Raw genomic sequence first — 18,735 nt, 5'->3', positions numbered from 1 at the left:
CCTGCACGTATTCTTGAAATAAAGGTTAACTATGCAGCACAGACTAATTGTTATGTGGGCCCCTCCGCGCTCGCTGTCCACCGCGTTTGTACGTGTGATCGCTGCGCGTGGTGACTTCACTATCTTGCATGAGCCTCTGTGCGATCTGTCGGCGCGTGGTGTCTACAACCACCCACAGACGGATCATTCAACTCAGACATTGAACAACTCAGCGCAGATGTTCAACTACGTACAGGCAGTGCGCGCGCAGCGTGCTGTGTTTATCAAAGACACCTGTGAGTTTGACTATCGTCACCTATTGACGGGGACGCGTTATATGCGTGAAGCGCAACATGTGTTCATGTTGCGCAATCCGGAAAAGGTGATTAACTCACACTTTCACATCAACCCAGGCCTCACGTGTAATGAGGTCGGCTACCAACACTTAGCTGAACTCTATGATGCCGTGAAGGCTGAGTCGATACATTCGCCCTTGTTCGTTGATGCGGATGACATGATCCTGAGCCCAGAGTCTGCCATCTCGAATTTTTGCCGCGACGCTGACTTGCAACACATACCCTCTGCTCTCCAGTGGCAGAGCGGACACTTGGAGGTGTGGGAGCGAACTCAGCATTGGCATGTGGATGCAGCAAACAGCACGCGCATTGCGCCGATCAAAAAGCAATACAGCACGCGTGTCGACAACCACCCGGTACTGCATGAATTCTACGTAGAAAACATGCCGTATTATGAGTATTTGAAGCGTGAAAGGGAGGCTGTACTCAATAAGAACCTTGGCGATCTAAGGTGAAGAACGAAATGCCTATAACTGATGTGTCCTGCGACCTGACGTGGCAATTATTTCCCGTGGAACACTCTATGCGCAGCGCTCGATTGAAACAAAAACCTTGTGTGCTTTGGTTTACCGGCTTGAGTGGGGCTGGCAAGAGCACCGTGGCCGGTCTTGTAGAGTCGCTGTTATTCCAGAAAGGTTACATGACTTACGTGTTGGACGGGGACAACGTACGTCATGGGCTATGCCGTGATCTGGACTTCAGCCACCAAGGGCGAAGTGAAAACATTCGACGGGTGGGTGAAGTCAGCAAGCTGCTGGCCGACGCGGGCTTAATCGTATTGACCGCGTTTATTTCTCCATTTCGACATGACCGTTCCCTGGTAAGAACGCTGATTGGCGACAGTGATTACGTGGAAATTTATATCAATGCCTCTTTTGATGTGTGCGAGGCACGCGATCCAAAAGGGCTCTATAAAAAGGCCAGGGAGAAACAGGTCGCCGAGTTTACCGGCATTGATTCTCCGTACGAACCACCGGTACACCCAGAGCTCATCATCAATACTGACACTCAAACCGCAATCGCTTGCGCAGAGAAGATTGTCAACTATTTGTACAGCACGGGTCGGCTGTTATTGGAGTCAACGGATGACTGCTTACCCCGCGAGCGTGTCAGTGCGCGCAGTTAACGTCATCAATTGGAGGAAGCAAGATGGACCATTTTAATTTTATCGACGGTCATTTACATGTGGAGCAGCTCGATGTTCGTCAGATAGTCGAACAGCATGGAAGCCCCGTGTATGTCTATTCAGCACAGACCCTGAAAAATCACTACGCCGTGCTGAAAGATGCTTTTTCCGCCCTCTCGCCGTTGATTTGTTTCTCAGTTAAAAGCTGCAGTAATCTCAGCATCCTTAAGCTCTTGGTCGATCAAGGATCGGGGCTGGATGTGGTCAGTGGCGGTGAACTTTACCGGGCACTGATGGCGGGAGTCACTGCGGACAAGATTGTATTTGCCGGGGTCGGCAAGTCACATGAAGAAATTCGCTACGCTGTTGAAGCTGGCGTTTTCCTTTTTAATGTGGAGTCTGAAGGCGAGCTGCTGCGGCTGGATGAGGTCGCTACGACGGCCGGTAAGCGTATAAAAGTGGCCATTCGTATCAATCCGGATGTGGCTGATGCTGGCACCCATGAGAAAACCTCCACAGGCGGGCGCCAGACAAAATTTGGCATACCGATTGACCGCGCCTATGAACTCTTCGAGCCAAAGCGTTACGCCAGCGTCGATGTCGTTGGGATCCATATTCACCTGGGGTCGCCGATTCCATCGGCTCAGACCTATTTGTCTGCCATCGATAAAATTGAGGACATGATCAACCGACTTGAGGCGGTTGATTGCGCGATCGAATTTGTCAACATTGGCGGAGGTTTTCCAGCGCAGTACGGCATCGAAAGCAATCCCGTTGGCTCATTAACTGAAACGGGAGCACTTATTTGCCAGCGTCTACAAGGACTGAAACAGCGCGGTGTCCATTTCATCATTGAACCGGGTCGTTCGATCAGCGCAAATGCCGGTATTTTGCTAACCACCGTCGAATACATCAAACAAGGCTGGGATCGCAAGATTGCAATTGTGGATGCGGGCATGAACGTACTGCTGCGCCCTACCCTGTATGGCGCTAACCATGTTATTTGGCCGACCCATTTTGACAATTTTTCTGGCCATTGGACTGCCTTAACGCAGAGCGCGCAGCAGTCCCACGTCACTCACCTCGAAGAGACCGATATTGTCGGACCTATTTGTGAGACCGGCGATCACTTTGCATTAGGTCGACCCTTACCGGTGTTTGGCAATGGCAGTGTGTTGGCGATTTTTTCATGTGGCGCCTATGGCATGAGCATGGCCAGTCAATACAACTCCCGTGGCCGCCCACCCGAAGTATTGGTTGAGGGAACCCATGCCAAATTAGTACGGGTGCGTGAGACTCACGAAGATTTAGTGGCTCACGAATTATGTGGCTTGGACAACGCTTAACGCTGACTCACTGCGGCGGCTCTCTAAATAGACTGGAATGTGACAATGACTAAAAAAATTGCAGTAATCGTCGATGCGTATTCCACTGGCGCGAAACTGGCCTCTAAGTTTCATTCAGAGGGCGTCGCGGTCCTGCACGTCCAAAGCGCCTCGCCCATCATTGATTTTTATATCAACGATTTTCGGCCCGGCGACTTTATCGCCAATGTGGTCTTTAACGGTTTGGCCGAATGCCTGGCTGAAATCAATCGGTGGTTGAACGCCAGCCAACCCATTTGTGTTTTAGCCGGCGCCGAAACCGGCATTGAATTAGCGGATCTGCTAGCCTCCGAACTCGGCGTGGAAGGCAACTCCACGGAGACGTCGCGTGTTCGTCGAGATAAATACGCAATGGCCTGTGCGCTTAAAGAGGCGGGGTTAGCCACACCTTTCTTCCTGCGCACAGACAGCTTACACACGTTAACTGAATGGGCCTCAAGCCACTGCTGGCCAATTGTGCTGAAGCCCTTAGCCAGTGCCGGTAATGACAGTGTTTTTTTCTGCAATGACCGACCCGAACTGGAAAGTGCTTTTCAATCCATCTATAACAAGGCCAATCGCTTTGGCGGGCACAATAACCATGTGCTCGCGCAGACCCTTTTAAAGGGTACGCAATACGTCATTAATAGTATTTCGATCGACGCGCAGCATTATATTTCCGATATGTGGATCGATCGCCGCAAAGTGATTGCCGGCGCGTCGAATATTTATGATTGCGAAGAGCTGCTGGCCTATGAAGGTGAGGTGCAGGAGGCTTTAGTCAGCTATATGAAAAAAGCGCTTGATGCGCTGGGTGTGCGCAATGGACCCGCTCACTCCGAAATCATGATGACCGCTGAAGGCCCGGTGTTGATTGAAACGGGCGCCCGCCTGCAGGGCGCAATGCTTGAAGAGGCTGTTATTGAGGCGCTTGGCGAGAGCCAGATCACGCTGACGATCGAACGTTATTGCCACCCTCACGTGTTCAAACAGCGTTTGGGCCAGCAGTACACTTTATCAAAACATGTCCTGTGCGTAGCGATGATCTCCGACCAAGAAGGCGTCGTCGTTGATACAACGGGCTTCGAGAATATTCGCTCGCTTTCTTCCTACGCCTGCCATTTTCACCTGCCTGAAAAGGGCGACACCATTACACGCACCATCGACTTATTTTCGATTCCTGGCGTTGTTTACCTAAGTCATGAAGCGCTCGCCGTTTTACAGGCTGATTACGCAACGATCCGTCGGCTTGAGAGAGAACACCAAGTGTTTTCTGTGCATGAGAACACGCGTGTATAAAACCGGGTTCACTCGGCCCACCTGAGTTGAGCGAGTACCACAGCCTTCGCTCGCTTGGCGGTTGAGCATTTACAGCATTCTCTGACGAAAGCACATAGCACTTAGATTGTTTATACATTTCTATTTACAGGAGTATTAGATGATTATTGGTCAACGCGAGCACTCGCCCCTGCGTGGCTGTCAGCCAGACAGGCTAAGTGTACTGGCGATGGTGTATACGGCTGCACACATGCAGGGAAGCAAAACAGCAGTCACCTGCGGTGATCAATCCCTTACTTATAATGAACTAATAGCCGCTGCACGCGCCAACGCAAAGCGTTTGCACGCGAGCGGTGTGAGCAACAAAGACATTGTGCTCTGTGCGTTGCCGACCGGTGTTGAGTTACCCATCGCGTGGTTGTCCGTGATGATGGCCAACGCCATCATTATTCCGATAGATGCCAAATGGCCGGAAAATAGAATACACGCCGTCGTCGAGGCCAGCCAGGCAACATGGGTGATAACGAATGGAGAACAGCCGGCCTTAAGGAATGCTGGCTTGAACCTATTTGAAATAAGACTCGACAGCACGACTGACTTAACGTCTGAAGCGCACGCCGCGTGTTGCTCAGACGACCTGCTCTATGGTTTTTTTACATCGGGATCCACCGGCCGCCCGAAATGCGCCTTGAATTATCATGCTGGACTTGTGAATCGCTTCACCTATATGACCAAGCGCTTTGGTGGCGGGCACGCTGTCTTTCAGAACAGCGCGCCCTTATTCGACTCCTCAATTTGGCAAATGCTGTGGCCGCTCACTAACGGCGGCGTGGCGGTATTGCCTAAACAGCGCGATCACTGGAATGTAGAGTCGCTGGTAGACGAAATTGAGCGTCATCAAATCACGATGACTGATTTCGTACCTACCCTCTTCAAATTATTAATTCGTGCTCTAGAGAATGGAACCCTTGCTGCAAAACGCTTAGACAGCTTGCGGCATGTCTTGATCGGCGGAGAAGAGATTGACTCTGAATCCGTGCACACGTTTAGGCGCTTGTTCCCACGTTGTACGGTCATCAATACCTATGGTCACACCGAGGCATCAATCGGGATGGTATTTCATGAGGTGTGCGATCGCGACAAGGACAAGATCCCGCTCGGCCGGCCTATCGATAATACGTATGTCAAAATAGTTGACGACCAGTTGAAGCCCGTTACTGATGGCGCCTTTGGTGAAATCGTTGTTGCCGGTATTTGCGTCGGAGGGGGTTACCTCAATGCTCCGGAGCTGAGCGCACAATCGTTTATACGTAATCCATTTTCAGACCTGCCTGGTGAAAAGGTTTACTTGACTGGGGACATTGGCCGTATACGGTCTGATGGTTGCCTGGAATATGGCGGCAGAGCTGACGACCAAGTAAAGGTGCGTGGGGTTCGTATCGAGCTCAATGAAATAGTGTCGGCAATCAAGACCGGGTTCGACGCCGTAAACGACGCACTGGCGTTTGTCTTGCCAACTCAGCAGGGTGACGCGAGTTTGGCGCTGGTCTACGTGTCGCCACACGCATTGGATTTACAGCACGTACGGCGCGAACTGGCGCGGCATCTGCCGGCGACCCACATGCCCCAGTTAGTGCATCACTTGAAGACCCTGCCTATTTCACCCAATGGAAAGGTAGACCGTAAACGTATAATCAATGACTTGAAAAACCATCATTCCGATACGCTGCAACCGTGTAGCAACAGTACCCTGCTGGAAAAAATCATTGCGTGTTATCGCACCGTACTGCTGAACAATCAGATCGGGGGTGAAGACGACTTTTTCGAGTGCGGTGGAGATTCGTTAGCGGCCGCTAATCTATCACTGACATTGCGCAAGCCTATTTCAACCGACGTTCCGATGGCCGCCATTTATCAATACTCAACGCCCTCGCGGCTGGCCGACTTTATCAGCGGCTGTGAGCGAACGGCCGAAGCCACGCCGAGCGACAGCTTAGCGAGGGTCGCATTCACTAATCACCAGCCGACGGCGACAACAAGTGCGACGCTCTTATTGACCGGTTCGAGTGGTTTTGTAGGCATTCATATTCTTGCGCACTTATTAGCCACCACCCAGCTGAACGTGACCGTTCTGCTACGTGGCAGCACCAAAGAACGTGCTTTATGCCGTTTGGAGAACGTGTTCCTGAACGCGTTCCCTGCAGGCGTATTACAACGCCAACGTATTAATGTCGTGCTAGGTGATTTGGCCTTGCCACGTTGGGGGCTGGATCAAGATGAATGGCAACATCAATGCGCTTCTATTGATGAGGTGATCCATTGTGGCGCGGCGGTCAACTTCCTGTTCCATGCCTCCCAATTGTTCTCAGCGAATGTGGGCGGAACCCAGGAGCTCATCCGATTCTGTAACGAAGGTAAGGCCAAGCGGTTGCACCACGTTTCATCGTTGGCGGCCAAGCTGCCAGCAGCGTCTGGCCGAGATCCGGAGGGCATCGTCTCGGACATCGAGGCAGCAGCATTAGGGGTTACCGGGTACGGATACACCAAATACCTGGCAGACAACCTCGTCGTTGCCGCGCAGCAGCAAGGGCTGAATGCCAGGATTTATCGTGTTGATGATGTGTTGCCGTCAATGAGTACCGGCTACTCAAATGGCCAGTCTCTTTTTCATTTACTGCTTAAGCAATGCGTTCAGATGGGCGTTGCACCTACGGGCTGCGGCAGCCTCGGTCTATTGTCGGCGGATGCGTTGGCCGAGTGGCTGTGCACGTTTGTGGGTAGCCAGGAACGGTTCCGGCGCGGGGCATCATTGATTGATGTTGTAGGCCAACGCTACGTCGGATTTGACGACATTGTGCGCTATACCGCGCAGAAAACGGGTCGTGATACAGCCTGCGCCTCCTATACAGAATTTTTGTCGATGCTCACGCACCTTGGTCAAAGCAAAGCAACGCTGATACACCAAATATTACCGCCAGCGAGTGCTGACAAAGTGGCATTCACCAAAGCGTCCAGTTGCGTGCCAGGGGATATCCCTCAAGCCCATCTACTCACGGCGGACCTGAATAGTTTCGATGCGTTCATTCGCCTGTTCAAAGCCGAACTGGACGAGATACCCAACAACCCAAGTAGCGTGCCGAGCTAACGCGCGAGCGTGTGGCTTCAACGTTCACACGCGCTTTAACTACTTACCTGTATTTTCCAGGAGAGACCTGTGATGCGTCGCTTAATTATGATCGGTGGCTGGACTGAAATTTATATAAAGGCCAAGGCGTGTGGCTTCCATCTGACCGTCGTACAGCAAAAAGAAGATATGACGTTCGAAGACTTTCTCATCGCGGATCAAATCATTTCCTCTCCCATGGGCGAAAAAGTAGTTGTCGACCTGGTCGAGACACTGCATCGGCGCACGCCCTTTCACGCGGTCGTTTCCTTTCAAGAGTTTGGCCTCTTGAACGCAGCGCTGATCCAGGACCGGCTGGGCATCTTGGGAAATCCCCTTGGCCCGGTTTTATTAACGCGTGACAAAGGGCATATGCGTGCGCACATGAAAGCAACCGGCCTACCGTCGATTCCATTCGCAACCGTCAGCAGCCCTGAAGAGGTGATCGCTTTTGCACAACAGTGCGGATGGCCCATCATCATCAAGCCGGTGAACGGTGCGGGGAGTCTACAGGTGCACAAACTGTTTTCAGAAGATGAAGTGGTGCCGGCCTATCACGCGATCAAACAGGACTTCTTGACCACGGATTTAATTAAATACGACTTCCCTGACATCGGGATCATCGCCGAAAAGTTTATCGAGGGCCCAGAAGTCAGCGTCGAGGCCATTTCCTGGGACGGTCAGCACACGGTATTAGGCGTCACCGACAAAATCACAACCGGCTATCCTGGTTTTGTAGAGACCGGGCACAGTATGCCTTCGGCACTGGCGCCTGAAAAAATTGACGCCATCCAACGCCTAACCGAATCTTTCCTCACCTCTATTGGTCATCTGTATGGCCCCTCCCATACCGAAGTCATCTTTTCGGACACCGGGCCCGTTATTGTTGAATCCCATACACGCACGGGTGGCGACCGCATTTTTGAAATGACCGAGCTGGCGTACGGCGTCGACATGTTTACCGCTACGCTTCAAGGCTTGTTTGGGGCATTCCCGGACATTCAAATGACTAAAACCAACGGTGCCGCTATTCGGTATCTGTCGTTGCCGACTGGCCGGGTGGCCAGTATTTCAGGGCTCGATACCGCTAATCAATCGCCTGGCGTCGTCCGGTGCGATATCACGGTTAAGGCTGGGGACACCTGCAAACGCCCTCAGAACTCAGATGAAAGGGCTGGCTACATTCTTGCGAACGGGGATAGCGGACCGCAGGCCATTGATAATGTGATGCGAGCCTTAGCCAAGGTCACGGTTGAAGTGGAGCGCCTTGATGCTTAGCTTGCTCTCGCTCATTGGCGGCCGGGAATTCAGAAAATACATAGCCGCGTCGGTATTAACCGCCATTGGCAGCGGCATGTATTTCGTTGCCATTTCTTGGTACATCTACACAACCTCTGGCTCCGCAATGGCAGTCGGTTGGGTGTTGATCGTTTCTTCACTACCGGGTTTGCTGTTTTCACCCTGGATTGGGGTGTTGGTTGACCGGTGGAATGTTCGATCCATTTGCATCGTCGCCGATTTTGCGCGCGCGCTCATTTTGATGTTCGTTGCGGTTTCGATGTACTACGAGGTATTGGGGCTCACATCAATTTACCTGGCGACCTTTCTGATCGCGCTGTGTGAGAACTTCTTCCAACCTGCCGTCGGTGCGTTGATACGCGATATTGTCCCGAAGGAGCGTCTTCTTGAAGCCAATGTGTCGAGCAGTATGAGCATGCAAATCGGCTTGCTCATTGGCGCCAGTATTGGCGGCTTTTTAGTTGCGCTTTTCGGCACGCAATATGTGGTAGTCATTAACGTCATTTCATTTTCCATCTCGGGTTTCCTTACCCTATGGATAAAACACACGCCCGCGATCAAACACAGGGTCGACAGGTTAGTCACGCCAGGCGCGATCAGAGAGTTTTATGACGCGATTCACTATGCGATTGGCACACGCTTTGTTATGGGGCTGGCGATCCAGCAAATGTTCATTTATGTGACGCTTTCGGTGTGCAATACGCTTCTGCCGATTTTCGTCGACAGAGAGCTTTCAGCGGGCGCCCAAGGGTTTGGATTAATTGACGCCGTGTGGGGAGTGGGTGCCATCTGTGGAGGTTTTTCACTGACCTATATTGTCAAAAAAATAAGCGCGGAGTGGTTTGGCGTCGTCGGCTTAAGTGCGATTTCCTTTTTACTGTTTATTTTCTTGACGGCAAACAGTGTGCCTCAAGCGGCGGTCGCTTATTTCTTGTTAGGCGCTTTCGTCGTCATGATTCGGGTCAATTCAGACACCCTTATTGCCATAGGGGTAGAGCCCTCTCATTTTGGAAAAGTCAAAGCAGCCATTTCGATGTTCATCTCCTATGTGAGCCTTATCGCCTACGCCGGCGTGGGTTACTTGGGAGATATAATGTCTGTTCGCTGGATTTATTTGGCATTGAGTGTGGTTATTCTATGCTCAGCGCTGGGGATGTTATGGAAAAACCTATCGAAAGACACACGCGTGTTATTGGGTAACGTCGACAGCGCTAATTAAGGGATGCCGAAACACCAAAGCCTGACGCTCGACAGCCCACCGATTTTTCGAGCTCCCACTGGCGGGGGGTAGCCAAAAATCGGTGGGTAATTAGGCCTGTTTCTAAAGCAGAAACGAGACCACCTGCTCCGTGTCGAACGGCCAGCCCAACTCAGCCCCTGTATCCACGCGCCGAAGCACCGGAATACGCAGGCCGTAGGTCTCGAACAGGGCTTCGGAGTCGGCGATATCGACCAGCTCGACCATCAACCCGTGTTCGACGAGCGGCAAGACTTCTTCTTCGGCGAGCTCACACAGATGGCAGCCCAGCGTGGTGAACAACTGACATTCAGGAGGCATGACAAAGTAACCTGATCGGAAGTAGGTCACTATTCTATGCTCACCCCAACACGGCCAACAGCCCACAACCCCTGACCCAGATCACCATGGCGTATAACTGATTCAGCGATTCTCGCGGCTTTTTGTCCGCTCAACCTGCAAGGAAGCTGCTCGTGTTCGCCAACCTGCTGATCATTCTGGCCTCATCCCTGGTGGTGATTGCGCTGTTTCGCCGGCTGCAATTGCCGCCCGTGCTGGGTTACCTGTGCGTTGGCCTGGCTGTGGGCCCTACCGCGCTCGACTGGGTAAATGACAGCGAAGAGCTGCCCGACCTCGCCGAACTGGGTGTGGTGTTCCTGCTGTTTTCCCTGGGGCTGGAGTTTTCTCTGACCAAGATGCTGGCCCTTCGCAGCGTGGTGTTTGGCCTGGGCAGTTTGCAGGTACTCGGTTGCGCGGTGCTGCTAGGCGGCCTGCTGATGGGCTTCGGCCTGTCGCCAGGCGTCGCGCTGTTGCTCGGCGCGGGCTTGGCGCTGTCGTCCACGGCCATCGTCAGCAAGGAGCTGGGCAGCCTCGGGGAAATCTTCAGCAGCCATGGCCAGAACGCGATTGGCGTGTTGCTGTTCCAGGACGTGGTGGCGGTGTTGCTGCTCACCTTGGTGCCGGTGTTTGCCGGCAGCAGCTCACAGGCTTGGTATTGGGCGTTGCCGATGACCCTGGGCAAAACCGTGCTGTTGTTCGTCGGCCTGCTGTTTGCCAGCCGCTGGTTGTTGCCACGCCTGTTCCATGAAGTCGCCGCGTCCCATTCGGCGGAGCTGTTTGTGCTGTTGGCGCTGGTGATCGTATTACTCACCGCCTGGCTCACGCATTTGCTGGGGCTCTCCCCTGCCCTTGGTGCATTCCTGGCCGGCATGCTGCTGGGGGAAAGCCACTACCGTCATCAAATCGAAGCGGACATCCGGCCGTTTCGCGACATTCTGCTGGGGCTGTTTTTCGTCAGCATCGGCATGCTCATCGACTTACAATTGTTCGTCAGCCATAGCCTGCTGATTCTCGGCCTGACCCTCGCGCTGATGCTGATCAAAGGCTGCGTCGTGGCGGCGCTGGTCAAGCTGAGCGGCAGCGACAATGAAACCGCCTGGCGCAGCGGCCTGGCCCTGGCACAAGGCGGCGAGTTTTGCTTTGCGTTGATGGCGCAAATGCAACAGAGCCGGCTGATCCCGGACGAATTCAACGGTTTGCTGCTCGCCGCCACCTTCTGCTCGATGCTGCTGACCCCGCTGCTGTTGCGCGCTGCACCAGCGGTTGCCCTGCGCCTGCACCGCAAGCCCAACCAGCAGGTGCAGTTGGAAGAGATCACCGCACTCAATGCCGAGTTGCGCGACCATGCGGTGATTTGCGGCTATGGCCGAGTCGGGCAGTCCATCGGGCGGTTTCTACACCGCGAACAACAGGCGTTTATTGCCCTGGATGACGACCCCGAACGCGTCAAGGAAGCCGCCACCGAAGACCGCAACGTGCATTACGGCGACTGCCGTCGGGGCGCCCTGCTCAGTGCCGTCGGCCTGGAACGCGCGCGGTTGGTGGTGATAGCCGTGGATAACAGCGATGTCGCCCTGACTGTCCTGATAGAGGCAAGAAGAATCAACCCGCACGTCACCATCCTGGTGCGCACCCGCGATGACAGCCAGTTGGCTGAGCTCAAGGCGGCAGGCGCCAGCGAAGTGGTGCCTGAGCTGTTGGAGTCGAGCCTGATGCTCGCCTCCCACGCCTTGATCCTGCTGGGCCTGCCGGACCAACAGGTGCAGGCGCGGGTCGATGAGGTGCGGCACAGCCATTATCGCCTGCTGCACGGCGTCTACCCCGAGACTGGAAAACCGATCAATCCTGACTGACCGCGCCAATTTTGTGGATCGACAAGTCCGCGCCGTAATACTCCTGCTCCTGGCTCAGGCGCAGCCCGTGCACGCGCTTGATCACGCCATATACCAGCAGGCCACCGACCAGCGCCACCGCCACACCCAGCGCAGTGCCGATCAATTGGCTGATCAGGCTGACACCGCCCAAACCACCGAGGGCGGTTTGGCCGAAGATACCGCACGCGATGCCGCCCCATACGCCACACAGGCCGTGCAGCGGCCACACGCCCAACACGTCGTCGATTTTCCAGCGGTCCTGGGCCGCGATAAAAAACCACACGAACACACCACCGGCGACGGCGCCGGTGACCAGCGCGCCCACCGGGTGCATCAGGTCGGAACCGGCGCAGATCGCCACCAGCCCGGCCAGGGGGCCGTTATGCAGGAAGCCTGGGTCATTGCGGCCGATCACCAGGGCGGCAACGGTGCCGCCGACCATGGCCATCAGCGAGTTCACGGCGACCAGGCCGCTGACGCCATTGAGGGTTTGGGCGCTCATCACGTTAAAGCCGAACCAGCCGACAATCAGGATCCACGAGCCCAGTGCCAGGAACGGAATACTCGACGGCGCGAACGCCACCAATCGCCCTTCGCGGTAACGCCCATTGCGCGGCCCCAGCAGCAATACCGCCGCCAGCGCCAGCCAGCCACCCATGGCGTGCACCACCACGGAACCGGCAAAGTCATGGAAGCTGGCGCCAAAGGTCGCGAGCAGCCAGGCTTGCAAGCCGAAATTGCCGTTCCACACCATGCCTTCGAAAAACGGGTAGATAAACGCCACGATCAGCGCCGTGGCGCACAACTGCGGAGCGAACTTTGCACGTTCGGCAATCCCCCCGGAAATGATCGCTGGAATCGCTGCCGCAAACGTCAGCAGAAAGAAGAACTTCACCAGGCCGTAACCATGATCGGCACTGATCACCGCAGCCGGTTGCATGAAGCTCACGCCGTAGGAGATCCAATAGCCTATAAAGAAATAGGCCAGGGTGGAGATGGCGAAGTCGCTGAGGATCTTCGACAGCGCATTTACCTGGTTTTTCTGGCGTACGGTGCCGACTTCCAGGAACGCGAAGCCGGCGTGCATGGCCAAAACCATGACCGCACCGATCAGGATGAACAGGGTGTTGGAGCTGTGGACGAGGGTGTCCACTGCACTTTGCAGGTTGTCCATGGAGGTTGGCAGGCCTGTAATAAAGGCAAAAAGCACCAAAGCGGTTCAAGCCAGGGTTTCGCGCACTAAATTGGCACTGCCGGCCCCGCCCCTCTACAGAGGGCGTGAACCGCTTTAGCGCAGCGATCAACACAACAGGCCGTTGCCGACAGGGTTTTTCCGCGAGTTTCAGTTATTTAGGGTAAGGTTTTTAACGGCATTCGCCCTGACCGCCCAGATTCAGCGCAGCCCTGAGGGCGTGCGCACCAAGGCAAAGCAAAAGCTGTACCAGACAATTGCAGTGAACCTTCACCGAAGCCGGTGACTCGAAAGCAAAATGTAATTAACCAATTTAATGAACTAATTTAATTAACCAGACGTACAGATCAGCCAATCACGGAGATAACCATGGCCAGAAGAACTGCAAAGACTGCTCAAGAAATACTGATGGCGGATTTTCAAACCCTGGTCAGTGACACCGAAAAGTTGCTGGACGACACCGCCGTGCTGGCCGGTGACCAGGCCGACGAGCTGCGCAGCAAGATTCACGAAAGCCTGCTCAAGGCCCGTGAAACCCTGCAACTGACCGAAGATTCCCTGCGCGAACGCGGCCAGGCGGCGGTCACTGCGACGGAAGATTACGTGCAGGCCAACCCCTGGCAGTCGGTGGGCATTGCCGCCGGCGTAGGCTTTTTGATCGGTCTGCTGGCTACAAGGCGCTAATACCATGTCTATCGGCGAATCCGGCTCGTCCACGAGCTCAAGCTCCACTTCCCGACGCCTGGGCGCGGCCGTTCTGGGCTTGCTGCACAGCCACGTCGAATTGTTTGGCATAGAGTTGCAGGAGCAAAAATCCCGCACGGTCAGCTTGTTGTTGTTTGCGGGCCTGGCACTGGTGTTTGCCTTGCTGTTGCTGGTGGGGTTATCGGCGTTGGTGATGATTCTGGTATGGGACACTTACCGTCTCACCGGGATCATCAGCCTCTGCGTGTTCTACACCCTGGCCGCCGCCTTCTGCGGAGTGCGCTTGAAAGCGGCGATATTCGATGAATCAACGCCCTTCCATGCCACCCTCGAAGAGCTGGCCAATGACCGGGAGCGCCTGCTGCCATGAGCATGACTGAAATCCCGCAAAACACTTCCCGCCGGGAAATGCGCAAGGCGTTGATTCGTCTGCGCATGGAAATGCACCGTCAGGAGATCCGCCACGAGTCCCAGCAACTCATGGTGCCCCTGAACAAAGTGCGCGACCTGCGCCATAACTGGCAGGACAGCCTGGGCATCAAGCACGCGCCGCTGTGGGGCGTGGCAGCAGTCACGCTGATGGGCTTTTTCACCGGCAAGGGCGCCAAGGGCGGCAGTGTCAGCAGCCTGACGCGCCTGGTGCGGTTGGGAGCCGGTTTGATCCCGCTGATCAAATTGGCTATGGCAGGGCGCAAGGGTTAGGCGCTACTGGCTGCATTCTTGCAAACAGAATCGGCCCGGCCCTCGTTAATGAGGGCCGGGCCTTTTTTCGCCGACGCTTTTTTAAGGAGGCCCCGTGATCGACGGGCAACCGCTCGCCTGTTTCCAACCGTTCATCGACACCGCCACCGGGCGCATCGCCGGCGTCGAGGCGCTCGGCCGCCTGCGCCAAGCGGATGGCCGCTTGCAGTCGGTAGGCCCATTGTTTGCCGACCCGCGCACACCTGGCGTGGCTTTGCGGCGCCTCGACCGGCAGATTCGCGACAATGCCCTGAGCCGTCTGCATGAAGCGCCCGAGGACTGGTTCCTCAGCCTGAACATCTCACCGCGCTGGATCAACCGGCTGCGCCCCGGCCAAGCCTTGCCCAGCTTGAAGCAAGTGCATGCCCACGGGGTCGACCCACAGCGCATTGTGTTCGAGATCACCGAATTGGGCGGCGACATTCAGCGCCTGGCCGACGTGGTGGTGCGTTATCGCGAGGCCGGAGCACGCATCGCCATTGATGACTTCGGCGCCGGCTATTCCCAGCTCGATCGGGTATTGGCGCTGCAACCGGACATACTCAAGTTGGACATGCGCCTGTTTCAGGAAGCCGCGAAGGGCGGACCGAGCAGCGAAGTGGTGCGGGCGCTGGCGCAAATGGCCGAAAAGACCGGGTGTTGGATCATTGCCGAAGGGGTGGAAACCGAGGCGCAGTTGAGTTTTGCCCTGGAATGCGGCGCACGGTATGTGCAGGGTTATCTGTTTGCCCAGGCGCAACTCGACTGGTTTGCCACGGATGCTTTCGTGTCGCGCTTTGCCCAACTGCGCACCGCGTACGTTCAGCAAAAGCTGGCAGAGCGCGGGCGCATCATGCAGTTGCGCCTGCAATTGGCCGAGCTGATGAGAATCCTGCAGGCCTGGGCACAGGACCGTGCGCCTCTGGACCAGCTACCGCAATTGCCGGGCTTCCCCTGGCTGCTGCGCTTCTACCAGTGCGACCGGCATGGCACCCAACTGACCCCCAACTTCGAATGGCGCCAGGACGCCTGGCAGGCCGACAGCCGCTACCTGGGACACAACTGGTCATGGCGGCCCTACTTCTACCACCTGCTCGCCGAAGGGTGGGAAGAACGGCGCCTGACCCTTTCCTCGACCTACCGCGACGCCACCACCAACCAATACTGCCTGACCGCCGGACAATTCTTCGATAACGGTCAGCGTTTGCTGTTAATCGATATAGACGCTGCCGGACTGTAGATTTTCGCTTGCCCCGCCAAGGCGGAACCGCGAAGCTGGGCAGTGTCATTCACCGTACGGAGAGTACCCGCCTTGGATTGGCCCACCCTGCTTACCCGCGAACGTCTTGGAAAGCCCCTGCATAGCCCGGAAGAACTAGGTCGCAGCCCGTTTCACAAAGACCATGACCGCATTATTTTCTCCGGCGCGTTCCGCCGCCTGGGCCGCAAGACCCAAGTGCACCCGGTGTCCAGCAACGACCATATCCATACCCGCCTGACCCACTCGCTGGAAGTCAGTTGCGTCGGTCGCTCCCTCGGCATGCGCGTCGGCGAGACCCTGCGCAGCGCCCTGCCCGACTGGTGCGACCCCAGCGATCTGGGCATGGTGGTGCAATCGGCTTGCCTGGCCCATGACATCGGCAACCCGCCGTTCGGGCACTCCGGCGAAGATGCCATTCGCCACTGGTTCCAACAGGCGGCCGGGCGCGGCTGGTTGGATGACATGAGCAGTGCCGAACGCAATGACTTCCTCAATTTCGAAGGCAATGCGCAAGGCTTTCGCGTGCTGACCCAGCTTGAGTACCACCAGTTCGACGGCGGCACACGGCTGACCTATGCCACCTTGGGCACCTACCTGAAATATCCTTGGACCGCCCGTCACGCAGACTCGCTGGGCTATAAGAAGCATAAGTTCGGTTGTTACCAGAGTGAGCTGCCGATCCTTGAACAGATCGCACATAAGCTCGGCCTGCCACAGCTGGAAGAACAACGCTGGGCCCGTCACCCATTGGTCTACCTGATGGAGGCGGCAGACGATATCTGCTACGCGTTGATCGACCTCGAAGACGGCCTGGAAATGGAGTTGCTGGAATATGCCGAGGTCGAGTCATTGTTGCTCGACCTGGTGGGTGACGATCTCCCCCAGACGTATCGGCAACTGGGCTCGCAGGACTCGCGCCGGCGCAAGCTGGCGATCCTGCGTGGCAAGGCCATCGAGCACTTGACCAATGCGGCGGCGCGCGCCTTTGTCGAGCAACAGGATGCCTTGCTCGCCGGCACGCTGCCGGGCGATCTGGTGGAACACATGCACGGTCCCGCCAAGCGTTGCGTGCTGGACGCCAAGGACATGGCCCGCAAGAAAATCTTCCAGGACAAGCGCAAGACCCTGCATGAAATCGGCGCCTACACCACCCTGGAAATCCTCTTGAACGCGTTTTGCGGGGCGGCGCTGGAGCAACATGGCGGGCGCACGCCGTCGTTCAAGAACCGGCGCATCCTCGACCTGCTGGGCAATAACGCGCCAGACCCGGCCTGGCCGTTGCACGCCTCGTTCCTGCGCATGATCGACTTTATCGCCGGCATGACAGACAGCTATGCAACCGAAATGGCGCGGGAGATGACTGGGCGCTCCAGCCCGCAGTGACGCTATCGGTCACGCCGCCTGCCGCCCGGGTAGAATTTGCCTACGACGGGAACAGAGCGGCCTGATCGAATTCGCACACCCATTCGAGGAATAATCACGCACGCTTCCGGCGGACGTGGCGAGCAATTCCTACGTTCCAACCCTCGACATTTGACTGAACCTATGTGCCTCCTATGCCCAGTTCCCCCCTCCGAATCCTGTTGGTGGAGGATCATCCCTTTCAGCTCCTGGCCACTCAGTGCCTGCTTAAAAGCTTCGGCTACGAGCATCTGACCCTCGCAGAAAATGCCGAACAGGCCATCCGCGTGATGTCTCAGTCCCAGGCCCCTTTTGATCTCATGCTATGCGATCAATGCCTGCCTGATTTACCAGGGCTGGAACTGGTGGAAATTGCCAACCGTCGACGTTTTATAACGGGCGCCATCCTGTTGAGCGGGCTCCCCGCTACGGAACTGTCCAACCTGACAAGCCAGGCCCTGCAGCGTGGCTTGCCACTCCTGGGTTATTTATTGAAACCCCTGAACAGAGATGAACTTGCAACGTTGATTGCACCAATACGCTCATTATAAATGTAGGACTTTAAACACTACCCACCGACGAAAGATCTCATCAGAGCCCCCGCTGAATCCCTGGCACCGTCGATGAGCGCAATCACCCAATAATTACTTACACCTACAGTCACAAAGACTGAGCAGCCGGTAGGCGGTTACCTTTTTTCATGTAGGAATTCTCTTGTTTTATACCTACTCCCCACAAGGTTCATGCGCCTCCCTCATCTTCTGAGCTAATGTGCCCGCTTTATTTGCACTTGCATGGAACGTGATTATGAACACAGTTTTTATCATAGATGACCACCCCGTTATCCGGCTGGCGATCCGGATGTTATTGGAACATGAAGGTTATAAAGTCGTCGGTGAAACGGACAACGGGTGTGATGCGATACAGATGGTTCGTGAATGCCTGCCGGACTTGATTATTCTGGATATCAGCATCCCCAAACTTGACGGCCTCGAAGTGCTGTGCCGATTCAACGCCATGAACACCTCGATGAAAACCCTGATTCTGACTGCCCAATGCCCGACGCTGTTCGCCACACGCTGCATGCGCTCAGGTGCAGACGGCTATGTGTGCAAGGAAGGTGACCTGAGCGAACTGCTGAGCGCCATCCGCGCGGTGCTGTCGGGCTACAACTACTTCCCCAGCCAGGCATTGAATGCCAACAGTGCAGACGGCAAGGACTTCGAGGAACTTGAACTGTTCAAGACGGTGAATGATCGAGAACTAATGGTCTTGCAACTTTTCGCACAAGGGCGCACCAACAAAGAAATAGCCAAAGGCATGTTTCTGAGTAACAAAACAGTAAGCACTTACAAAAAAAGGCTGATGCAAAAACTTAAAGCCAAATCCTTGGTAGAACTTATCGAGATGGCAAAACGAAACGCGCTAGTGTGAGAAAGCG

Annotated in this window: 17 protein-coding genes; 15 read left to right on the top strand and 2 right to left on the bottom strand. The window is 55.4% G+C overall.

Annotated elements, in window-relative coordinates; genetic code table 11:
- Positions 1-52 precede the first annotated feature (52 nt).
- From ACA065_RS09340 to ACA065_RS09310, 7 genes are all read left to right on the top strand, one after another.
- Complete coding sequence (locus ACA065_RS09340) at positions 53-790, top strand: sulfotransferase-like domain-containing protein (protein ID WP_497694258.1); 738 nt, start codon at positions 53-55, stop codon at positions 788-790.
- Between the two features lie 8 nt (positions 791-798).
- On the top strand, positions 799-1,461 hold the full coding sequence (cysC, locus tag ACA065_RS09335; RefSeq protein WP_497694257.1) for an adenylyl-sulfate kinase: 663 nt from the start codon (positions 799-801) through the stop codon (positions 1,459-1,461).
- Positions 1,462-1,484: 23 nt separating this feature from the next.
- On the top strand, positions 1,485-2,807 hold the full coding sequence (gene lysA / locus ACA065_RS09330) for a diaminopimelate decarboxylase (RefSeq protein WP_497694256.1): 1,323 nt from the start codon (positions 1,485-1,487) through the stop codon (positions 2,805-2,807).
- 45 nt (positions 2,808-2,852) lie between these two features.
- Positions 2,853-4,124 carry an ATP-grasp domain-containing protein gene (locus ACA065_RS09325; RefSeq protein WP_497694255.1) on the top strand — a complete coding sequence of 424 codons (1,272 nt, stop codon included), beginning with the start codon at positions 2,853-2,855 and terminating at the stop codon, positions 4,122-4,124.
- A gap of 139 nt (positions 4,125-4,263) precedes the next feature.
- Entirely contained in the window at positions 4,264-7,248 is a 2,985-nt protein-coding gene (locus tag ACA065_RS09320; protein ID WP_497694254.1) for a non-ribosomal peptide synthetase, read from the top strand.
- Between the two features lie 72 nt (positions 7,249-7,320).
- Entirely contained in the window at positions 7,321-8,544 is a 1,224-nt protein-coding gene (locus tag ACA065_RS09315) for an ATP-grasp domain-containing protein (RefSeq protein ID WP_497695320.1), read from the top strand.
- Complete coding sequence (locus ACA065_RS09310; protein ID WP_497694253.1) at positions 8,537-9,784, top strand: MFS transporter; 1,248 nt, start codon at positions 8,537-8,539, stop codon at positions 9,782-9,784. Before ACA065_RS09315 ends, ACA065_RS09310 begins: the two co-directional genes overlap by 8 nt.
- A gap of 102 nt (positions 9,785-9,886) precedes the next feature.
- On the opposite strand, the gene ACA065_RS09305 is transcribed toward ACA065_RS09310, so the two are convergent.
- On the bottom strand, positions 9,887-10,123 hold the full coding sequence (locus ACA065_RS09305) for a glutaredoxin family protein (protein WP_497694252.1): 237 nt from the start codon (positions 10,121-10,123) through the stop codon (positions 9,887-9,889).
- 152 nt (positions 10,124-10,275) lie between these two features.
- Between ACA065_RS09305 and ACA065_RS09300 the strand changes: the two genes are divergently transcribed.
- Positions 10,276-11,994 carry a cation:proton antiporter gene (locus tag ACA065_RS09300; protein WP_497694251.1) on the top strand — a complete coding sequence of 573 codons (1,719 nt, stop codon included), beginning with the start codon at positions 10,276-10,278 and terminating at the stop codon, positions 11,992-11,994.
- On the opposite strand, the gene ACA065_RS09295 is transcribed toward ACA065_RS09300, so the two are convergent.
- A complete protein-coding gene (locus ACA065_RS09295) occupies positions 11,981-13,189 on the bottom strand; it encodes an ammonium transporter (protein ID WP_497694250.1) in 1,209 nt (402 codons plus the stop codon). The two genes, ACA065_RS09300 and ACA065_RS09295, sit on opposite strands and share 14 nt — an antisense overlap.
- Before the next feature lie 387 nt (positions 13,190-13,576).
- Between ACA065_RS09295 and ACA065_RS09290 the strand changes: the two genes are divergently transcribed.
- The 7 genes from ACA065_RS09290 (at position 13,577) to ACA065_RS09260 (ending at position 18,728) form a co-directional block, all read left to right on the top strand.
- Positions 13,577-13,891: an ElaB/YgaM/YqjD family protein gene (locus ACA065_RS09290; RefSeq protein ID WP_017136182.1), complete on the top strand. Its 315-nt coding sequence runs from the start codon at positions 13,577-13,579 to the stop codon at positions 13,889-13,891.
- 4 nt (positions 13,892-13,895) lie between these two features.
- The gene (locus tag ACA065_RS09285; protein ID WP_083359418.1) at positions 13,896-14,282 is read left to right on the top strand and encodes a phage holin family protein; all 387 of its coding nucleotides are present in this window, start codon (positions 13,896-13,898) and stop codon (positions 14,280-14,282) included.
- Positions 14,279-14,614, top strand: a complete 336-nt coding sequence (locus ACA065_RS09280; protein WP_497694249.1) for a hypothetical protein — start codon at positions 14,279-14,281, stop codon at positions 14,612-14,614. The genes ACA065_RS09285 and ACA065_RS09280 overlap by 4 nt, the downstream gene beginning before the upstream one ends.
- A gap of 94 nt (positions 14,615-14,708) precedes the next feature.
- A complete protein-coding gene (locus ACA065_RS09275) occupies positions 14,709-15,872 on the top strand; it encodes an EAL domain-containing protein (protein ID WP_497694248.1) in 1,164 nt (387 codons plus the stop codon).
- Positions 15,873-15,944: 72 nt separating this feature from the next.
- Positions 15,945-17,276, top strand: a complete 1,332-nt coding sequence (locus ACA065_RS09270; protein WP_497694247.1) for a deoxyguanosinetriphosphate triphosphohydrolase — start codon at positions 15,945-15,947, stop codon at positions 17,274-17,276.
- 173 nt (positions 17,277-17,449) lie between these two features.
- Complete coding sequence (locus ACA065_RS09265; protein WP_497694246.1) at positions 17,450-17,845, top strand: response regulator; 396 nt, start codon at positions 17,450-17,452, stop codon at positions 17,843-17,845.
- Positions 17,846-18,101: 256 nt separating this feature from the next.
- Complete coding sequence (locus ACA065_RS09260) at positions 18,102-18,728, top strand: response regulator (protein ID WP_497694245.1); 627 nt, start codon at positions 18,102-18,104, stop codon at positions 18,726-18,728.
- Positions 18,729-18,735 lie beyond the last annotated feature (7 nt).

This window comes from Pseudomonas sp. LBUM1640 (genome assembly GCF_059716225.1).
The sequence above is the reverse complement of the archived record's forward strand: the minus strand, read 5'-3'. Positions and strand labels throughout refer to the sequence as shown.

Excerpts from the sequence above, each read along its gene's own strand:
- ACA065_RS09340 (WP_497694258.1), top strand. The coding sequence starts at position 53 with ATGTGGGCCCCTCCGCGCTCGCTGTCCACCGCGTTTGTACGTGTGATC.
- ACA065_RS09320 (WP_497694254.1), top strand. The coding sequence starts at position 4,264 with ATGATTATTGGTCAACGCGAGCACTCGCCCCTGCGTGGCTGTCAGCCA.
- ACA065_RS09310 (WP_497694253.1), top strand. The coding sequence starts at position 8,537 with ATGCTTAGCTTGCTCTCGCTCATTGGCGGCCGGGAATTCAGAAAATAC.
- ACA065_RS09305 (WP_497694252.1), bottom strand. The coding sequence starts at position 10,123 with ATGCCTCCTGAATGTCAGTTGTTCACCACGCTGGGCTGCCATCTGTGT.
- ACA065_RS09285 (WP_083359418.1), top strand. The coding sequence starts at position 13,896 with ATGTCTATCGGCGAATCCGGCTCGTCCACGAGCTCAAGCTCCACTTCC.
- lysA (WP_497694256.1), top strand. The coding sequence starts at position 1,485 with ATGGACCATTTTAATTTTATCGACGGTCATTTACATGTGGAGCAGCTC.
- cysC (WP_497694257.1), top strand. The coding sequence starts at position 799 with ATGCCTATAACTGATGTGTCCTGCGACCTGACGTGGCAATTATTTCCC.
- ACA065_RS09265 (WP_497694246.1), top strand. The coding sequence starts at position 17,450 with ATGCCCAGTTCCCCCCTCCGAATCCTGTTGGTGGAGGATCATCCCTTT.
- ACA065_RS09260 (WP_497694245.1), top strand. The coding sequence starts at position 18,102 with ATGAACACAGTTTTTATCATAGATGACCACCCCGTTATCCGGCTGGCG.
- ACA065_RS09280 (WP_497694249.1), top strand. The coding sequence starts at position 14,279 with ATGAGCATGACTGAAATCCCGCAAAACACTTCCCGCCGGGAAATGCGC.
- ACA065_RS09325 (WP_497694255.1), top strand. The coding sequence starts at position 2,853 with ATGACTAAAAAAATTGCAGTAATCGTCGATGCGTATTCCACTGGCGCG.
- ACA065_RS09315 (WP_497695320.1), top strand. The coding sequence starts at position 7,321 with ATGCGTCGCTTAATTATGATCGGTGGCTGGACTGAAATTTATATAAAG.
- ACA065_RS09290 (WP_017136182.1), top strand. The coding sequence starts at position 13,577 with ATGGCCAGAAGAACTGCAAAGACTGCTCAAGAAATACTGATGGCGGAT.
- ACA065_RS09295 (WP_497694250.1), bottom strand. The coding sequence starts at position 13,189 with ATGGACAACCTGCAAAGTGCAGTGGACACCCTCGTCCACAGCTCCAAC.